Below are 7,001 nucleotides of genomic sequence, written 5' to 3'. Positions count from 1 at the left end.
CATCCATGGCTCTGGCGGTGTTGGTTCGGGGATTGTTGTGTTTTGGCGAACCAAACTTTACCCAGCCAACAACCGCCAGCCTACTTTTTCACGCCAATCTGCGAAGAACCTTTTTTATTGCAGGAAAACGCACCGGTTGGCATCCAACCTGCCATCGCCAATCCATCGAAGTGCAGCAAAGTTCCGCCCCCCCGCGCAACACCTCGAAAGCTCACCCGTACACTGGCACGGCACAACCGGAGGCATTTCTGCTGTGGAGTGCGACAGCTGCCAGAAGGGTTAACCCCGAGGGGGTAATGATCGGCAGAGAGTTGCGGAATAGAATAATTTTCCAACCAGCGGCCGCAAGGAGAGAGTGCGCGAATTTCGGATCCGGCCGCCTATCGCCCCCCGCCGGAAACAGCCCATTTCGATTCGAGTGTAAGGAAGAATATGAATCGCCTACTGCTCCTGCTGCTATTTATCAGCCTAGACGTCAGTTCATTTAGCATCGGGGACGCCATCAATACCGCCGGCCGCCAGCGCATGCTTTCCCAACGGATTACCCAGGCCTACATACTGCGCGGCATTCAGCCGGGTGCCGAGCGCCATCAGCAGATTTTTGAGCGGTGCATGCGGGAGTTCTCCGACAATCTGGATCAGCTCGCGGCATTTGGCGAGGCGGCGCCGATTCGGGCCGACCTGCGGACGCTACAGCGGGAGTGGAACGCTTTCCGGGAGATTGCCCGACAGCCGGTCAGCAAACGCAGTGCAGCAAAGCTATTCAGGCGCAGCCAAACCCTGTTGCCGGCCGCCGACAACTATGTCATGCGCCTGCAGGAGCTCGCTGACCATAAAAGCGCGGAACTGGTCAACATTGCCGGCCGCCAGCGCATGCTCTCCCAGCGCATCGCCAAGAATTATGTCGCGCTCTTCTGGGGGGTGGCCGGCGAGGAAGGTGTAAAAGGTCTCTATGAAGACTTGGCCGAGTTCCAGCATATGCTGAACTTTCTATTACAGAACCCCTTAAACACACCGCAAATAACCCGCAGCCTGCGGAAAACCCAGGGGCACTTAAGCTATGCCAAACGCGGTTTCGACGCAGAGATGCAGATTTCCGAGGAGCGCCAGATTCACGTCATAACCGGCACCACAGACATGATGCTGCGCAATATGGAAGTCACTACTGGCCTGTACGCCGATTTGCTGAATACTGCCCAATTATCGACGCGCTAGGGAACCTCTGTAGGTTGTTCATCCGGGACTTCCCCGGCAAATTGGAGGTGCCAACCAAACCAAACAGCCTAGGGCCCCGAATGAACAACCACCAAAATGCCCGATTAACCGTCTATGGTCGAGAACTTCTTGTGCAGCGCATCGTTGAACATGACATGCGCGTAGAAGAAGCGGCAGCCAACGAAAAAGGCCGGGCAACTTTGCCCGGCCTTTGCTTGTGTGAATGTTCACGCACCGACAGCGCTCCCGAATGAGCCAATAGCTGCGCTGTGAACGATGCTCGCTGGGCGCGCGCGCCCCGGTTTCTGAGCCGGTGTTAGGCTGCAACGCCGCCATCCATGGCGCGGCTTCAATGCGTTCAATCGGGTTCCGGCCCGGCCAGTCCGGCCGCTCCACGCATTCGCGGCGCCTGCGGCCCATGGCCGGTCGAATAGCCGCGCAGCGAGCATGCTCGCTGGGCGCGCGGCTATTCCCAACCGCACTGGCGGTCTTTGTTTTGTTCTTCCAGGTAGGCCATCAGCGGCTGGAAGTAATCGATGATCGCCGAGGCGTCCAGCTCGCGCTGGCCGGTCAGGGCCTCCATCGCGTCCGGCCAGGGCTTGCTGGCGCCCATGGCGAGCATATTGCGCAGTTTCTCGCCCGCCTCATCGTTCTTGTAGATGGAGCAGCGGTGTAGCGGACCTGTCTCGCCGGCGGCTTCGCACAGCGCGCGGTGGAACTGGAACTGCTGGATACGTGCGAGGAAGTAGCGCGCGTAGGGGGTGTTGCCCGGGATATGGTACTTGGCACCCGGATCGAAGTTGGCCTCGGTGCGCTCCACCGGCGCCTGGATGCCCTGGTACTCCTCGCGCAGCTTCCACCAGGCCTTGTTGTAGTCCCCCGGCCGCACCTCGCCGTTGAACACCTGCCAGCGCCACTTGTCCACCATCAGCCCGAAGGGCAGGAAGGCGATCTTGTCCAGGGCCTGCTGCATCAGGTAGCCGATATCCTTGCTCTCGTCCGGCACCTCATCCATCAGGCCGATTTCCTTCAGGTACTTCGGTGTGATGGACAGCGCGATGGTATCGCCCACCGCCTCGTGGAAGCCGTCGTTGGCGCCCTCCTTGTACAGGAACGGCTGGTGCTTGTAGATGCGCTGGTAGAAGTTGTGGCCCAGTTCGTGGTGGATGGTGACGAAGTCCTCACCGGTCTTCTGGATACACATCTTGATGCGGATATCGTCCTGGCCGTCCATGTTCCAGGCGCTCGCGTGGCAGACCACATCGCGGTCGCGGGGCTGAGTGAACTGGGAGCGCTCCCAGAAGGTCTCCGGCAGCGGCTTGAAGCCGAGCGAGGTGAAGAACTTCTCGCCCACCTTGACCATATCCTTTTCGCTCATGCCGGAGTCGACCACCAGCTGCGTCAGGTCGTAGGGGGCCTGCATGTCCTCGTCTTTGACCAGCTCGTAGATATTGCCCCACTCCTGGGCCCACATATTGCCGAGCAGGTGCGCCGGGATCTTGCCCTGGGCCGGCACCACGTCGTCGCCATAGTGCTCGTTCAGCTTGGCGCGCACATGGCAGTGCAGCGCTTCGTACAGCGGCTTGACCTTGTTCCACTGGGCGTCCATATCCGCGGCGAAGGCATCCGGTTCCATATCGTACTTGGAACGCCAGAAGGTGCTCAGGTTTTCGTAGCCCAGCTCCCGGGCGCCGGCGTTGCCTATCTCCACCTGACGCTCGTACAGCGGCTTCATCGGCGGCGACACCTTGCGCCAACCGACCCACAGCTCCTTGAGCAATTCCGGGTCGCGGCTCTCGGCCATGACGCGCCCCATCTCGGTCAGGGTGTAGCACTTCTCCTCACCCTCCTCCTCACGGCAGTATTTGCCGGCGCCGTACATGCCCTGCATTTTGGAGCCAATCTGCGCCAGCTCGGCGGTCAGTTCGGGATCCTTGGGTGCCGGGAATACCAGGCCCTGTTTCAGCATGGTCAGCTGGCGGCGGGTATCCGGGTCCAGTTCCAGGTCGTTGAACTTGGCCGCCTCGCCCGCCAGTTCCACCGCCATGGCGGTATAGCGCTCCGAGGCCAGCGCCTCGACAAACTGGGAGTCCATGTTGATATAGGTCGAGGCCAGCCAGCTGGCGCGGCTCACTTCCTCGGCCATCTCCTCCAGGCGCGACTGGGCATCCTGCAGGAAAGCCTTGGCGTCCTCGGCGGTCATCGGCTTGTCGGCGGCACCGCGCACCTCGGCAGCGGCGGATTCGGCGGCGTGGCTGGGCACCCGCTCGGCCTTTTCGCCTTCGCATCCGGCAAGCGCCACGGTTGCGGCAATCGCTAGGGCAATCTTTTTCATCGGCTCCCTCTAGTTGTTATTGGACACAGATACGGTTGTCGCCGTTTATAGCATAAGGGGGTCGCACAGAGGGACGAGGACAGCGGCGCCAAGGGCATATCGACACAAAATCCCCCGCGAAAGCGCTTTTTTGGAGGATTATCTCGACACTCAGTGGCCGGAAATCGACGTCGCGGAGATTCAAACGGAAAAAAGGGGGGAGGGGAAATGGAGGCAGCCCAACCAGCAACACCCTCGGCACATGACACCACTGCTACCGTTGCTCCCTTCCGGGCCTGGCGGGGTTCACAGCTGTTCATTGCGAGGGGACCGGAAGGGCCGCCACAGCAATCTTCGCTCTGTGCGAAGAGGGCGCGATTATAAGGAAACCACGGTATAAGTCCATAGCTCCGGGCCAGGTCCCGGGACGCGAGCGCCAGTGCGGATAAAAGGTATAATGGCGGCGATCCATCCCCTCCAGCAAAGAGTCACCATGCACCTGTTTGTCGACAATCTCACCAACGTGGATTTCAGCTATCTGGACCACCGGCGCGGTCTGGTGGGCGAGACCTGGCTGGCGAACGCGGCCCTCGACGGCGCCCTGGACAACCAGGGCATGGTGTGCGATTTCGGCGTGGTAAAAAAGACACTGCGCCACTGGCTGGACGAGCAACTGGACCACCGCCTGCTGGTGCCCACCCTTTCGCCGCACCTGACGCTGGAGCGCGAGGGCGAGCGGATCGAGCTGGTCTGGACGCTGCAAACCGGCGAACAGATCCGGGTGGGCGGGCCGGAGCAGGCCTTCGCACTGGTGGAGGCGGAGGCAATCGACGCGGACAGCGTCGCCGCCTGGAGCGTGCGCCAGCTGGCATCCACCTTCCCGGCCCGCGTCGAGCGGCTGAGCTTGAATTTTTCCTGCGAGGCCATCGACGATCCCTACTACCACTACAGCCACGGGCTGAAGAAGCACGAGGGCAACTGCCAGCGTATCGCCCATGGGCACCGCTCCAGGATACAGATCTTCCTGAACGGCGAGCGCAGTGGCCCGTGGGAGCGCAACTGGGCGGAGCGCTGGCGGGACATCTACCTGGGAACCCGCGAAGACCTGGCGGAAGAAAGCGACGAAAATACACTGCGCTTTGCCTACCGGGCGCAACAGGGTCAGTTCACGCTGGAGATACCCGCGCGCTGCTGCGAACTGCTGGACTGCGACACCACCGTGGAGCAGCTGGCGCAGTATATCGCCGACCGTATCGCCGCGGAGCTGCCGGGCGCTGCGGTGAAGGTGCGCGCCTACGAGGGGCTGGGCAAGGGCGCGGTCGCCTGCGCCGGGGCCTGAGCCGCAGTGCCGATACCCATGGACCTGGCAATTTGAATCTGATCATTCTCGAACAGGGCGACTTCGTCGAGCCCGGGCGCGCGCGCCTGTGCGGGCGCCGGCAGCAGCATATCCTGCAGGTACACAGGGCCGCCCCCGGCGACCGGCTGCGCGTGGGCCTGCTGGACGGCGATATCGGCACCGCCGAAGTCCTCTCCCTGGACGGCGACACCGTCGAGCTGCAGGTGGAGCTGCAGCGCCCGGCCCCGCCCCCGCTGCCCCTGACGCTGATACTGGCGCTGCCGCGGCCGAAAATGCTCAAGCGGGTGATTCAGCATGTAACCGCGCTGGGGGTTAAGAGACTCTACCTGATCAACGCCTACCGGGTGGAGAAATCCTACTGGCAGACTCCCTGGCTGGACGGGGAAAAACTGCGCGAACAGTGCCTGCTGGGCCTGGAGCAGGCGGTGGACACACAGATGCCGCGGATCGAGCTGCGCAAGCGCTTCAAACCCTTCGTGGAGGACGAGCTGCCGGAGATTGCCGCGAATTCCGTGAAGCTGGTTGCCCACCCGGTGACCGACGCGCCCTGCCCGGTGGATATCGCCGCGCGCACGACACTGGTGGTGGGGCCCGAGGGCGGACTGATTCCCTACGAGGTGGAAAAGCTGCGCCAGGCCGGATTCGAGCCGGTGCACCTGGGGCCGCGGATCTTGCGCGTGGAGACGGCCCTGCCGGTACTGCTGGGACGGCTGTTTCCCGGGCGCTGAGCGGGGGGCGGGCACAAAAAAGCCGCGCATAGGCGCGGCCGCAAAAATGGTGGCTCCCGCCACCAGGTCTCACAGAGCGGGGCGCGGGGTAAAGGCGCCCCTGGGGAGAAAGGTTGCTCAAGTAGACAAGCGCGTTACTGAATGCTTTCTCGAGCCGCGGCCGCCTGGCGGCCGCGCTTACTGTCGGACCGCGGGGCCTCAGGCCGCCGCGCCCTCCTCTACCGCAGATTTCTGCAGTGCCAGTTTCGGGTCGACATATTCGTAGCCCAACACGTCGGCCACCGCCTGATAGGTCACCATGCCAGCGTGGACATTCAGACCTTCCAGCAGGTTGGCGTCGTCCAGCAGCGCCTGCTTGGCGCCCTTGTTGGCCAGCGCCACGGCATAAGGCAGGGTGGCGTTGTTCAGAGCCATGGTGGAGGTGCGCGCAACACCGCCGGGCATATTGGCCACACAGTAGTGCACTACGCCGTCGACCACATAGGTCGGCTCCTGGTGGGTGGTCGCCCTGGAGGTCTCGAAGCAGCCGCCCTGGTCGATGGCCACGTCCACAACCACGGCGCCCTTCTTCATGCGGCTGATGATGTCGCGGGTCAGCAGCTTCGGCGCCGCCGCACCCGGGATCAGTACCGCGCCGATCACCAGGTCCGCTTCCAGCGCGTGCTTCTCGATCGCGTCGTTGGTGGAGTACTCGGTGCGCACGGCGCCGCCGAAGATATCGTCCAGCTGGCGCAGGCGCGGCAGGGAGCGATCGAGGATGGTCACGTCGGCGCCCATACCCAGGGCCATCTTGGCCGCGTTGGTACCCACTACGCCGCCGCCGATAATCAGCACCTTGGCCGGGGCCACACCGGGCACGCCGCCGAGCAGCACGCCGAGGCCGCCCTGGGCTTTCTCCAGGTGGTGCGCGCCGCACTGTACGGACATGCGGCCGGCCACCTCAGACATGGGCGCCAGCAGCGGCAGGCCGCCGAAGCGGTCGGTCACGGTTTCGTAGGCGATACAGGTCGCACCGGATTTGACCAGCAGTTCGGTCTGCTTGGGATCGGGCGCCAGGTGCAGGTAGGTGTACAGAACCTGGCCCGGGCGCAGCATTTCGCACTCGTGGGGCTGCGGCTCCTTGACCTTGACGATCATGTCGGCGGTGGCGAAGATCTCTTCCGGCGTATCGATGATCTTGGCGCCGGCCTGCTCGTACATCTCGTCGGTAAAGCCGATGGCGGCACCGCCGTCTTTCTGCACGATCACCTCGTGACCGTGGCTGATAAGTTCACGAACACTCGCCGGAGTCAGGCCGATGCGGTACTCGTGGTTCTTGATCTCTTTCGGGACACCAATCAACATTTTTCTGCTCCTCATTTCCGGCCGCGGATCGCGTCTAGGG

At 62.9% G+C, this 7,001-nt stretch carries 6 protein-coding genes, 1 other RNA gene and 1 pseudogene; 5 read left to right on the top strand and 3 right to left on the bottom strand.

Features of this window, described 5'->3' with window-relative positions; translation table 11 throughout:
* The 3 genes and pseudogenes from ACXAF3_RS17195 to ACXAF3_RS17185 all read left to right on the top strand — a co-directional run.
* Positions 1 to 488: hypothetical protein (locus ACXAF3_RS17195; protein WP_475113522.1), on the top strand; the 488-nt coding region annotated here is incomplete at its 5' end.
* Positions 433 to 1,215 (top strand): type IV pili methyl-accepting chemotaxis transducer N-terminal domain-containing protein, encoded by a 783-nt coding sequence (locus tag ACXAF3_RS17190; RefSeq protein WP_475113521.1) that lies wholly within the window; start codon positions 433 to 435, stop codon positions 1,213 to 1,215. The genes ACXAF3_RS17195 and ACXAF3_RS17190, both read left to right, overlap by 56 nt.
* 80 nt (positions 1,216 to 1,295) lie before the next feature.
* A pseudogene (locus ACXAF3_RS17185) lies at positions 1,296 to 1,391 on the top strand (leucine zipper domain-containing protein); the annotation flags it as partial.
* A 290-nt stretch (positions 1,392 to 1,681) separates the two neighbouring features.
* Here the strand turns inward: ACXAF3_RS17185 and ACXAF3_RS17180 are convergent.
* Both ACXAF3_RS17180 and ffs read right to left on the bottom strand, forming a co-directional pair.
* On the bottom strand, positions 1,682 to 3,550 hold the full coding sequence (locus ACXAF3_RS17180) for a M2 family metallopeptidase (RefSeq protein ID WP_475113520.1): 1,869 nt from the start codon (positions 3,548 to 3,550) through the stop codon (positions 1,682 to 1,684).
* A 217-nt stretch (positions 3,551 to 3,767) separates the two neighbouring features.
* Positions 3,768 to 3,865: signal recognition particle sRNA small type (ffs, locus tag ACXAF3_RS17175), an RNA gene on the bottom strand.
* Positions 3,866 to 4,022: 157 nt separating this feature from the next.
* Between ffs and ACXAF3_RS17170 the strand changes: the two genes are divergently transcribed.
* Positions 4,023 to 4,868 (top strand): 6-carboxytetrahydropterin synthase, encoded by an 846-nt coding sequence (locus tag ACXAF3_RS17170; protein WP_475113519.1) that lies wholly within the window; start codon positions 4,023 to 4,025, stop codon positions 4,866 to 4,868.
* 32 nt (positions 4,869 to 4,900) lie between these two features.
* Positions 4,901 to 5,617, top strand: coding sequence for a 16S rRNA (uracil(1498)-N(3))-methyltransferase (locus tag ACXAF3_RS17165; RefSeq protein WP_475113518.1), 717 nt, complete (start codon positions 4,901 to 4,903; stop codon positions 5,615 to 5,617).
* 198 nt (positions 5,618 to 5,815) lie between these two features.
* Here the strand turns inward: ACXAF3_RS17165 and ald are convergent, their stop codons facing one another.
* Entirely contained in the window at positions 5,816 to 6,961 is a 1,146-nt protein-coding gene (gene ald, locus ACXAF3_RS17160; RefSeq protein WP_475113517.1) for an alanine dehydrogenase, read from the bottom strand.
* Between the last annotated feature and the right edge of the window lie 40 nt (positions 6,962 to 7,001).

This window comes from Microbulbifer sp. ABF4_143 (genome assembly GCF_056160225.1).
Note: the sequence above shows the minus strand (reverse complement) of the source record. Positions and strands in the feature narration are given on the sequence as shown.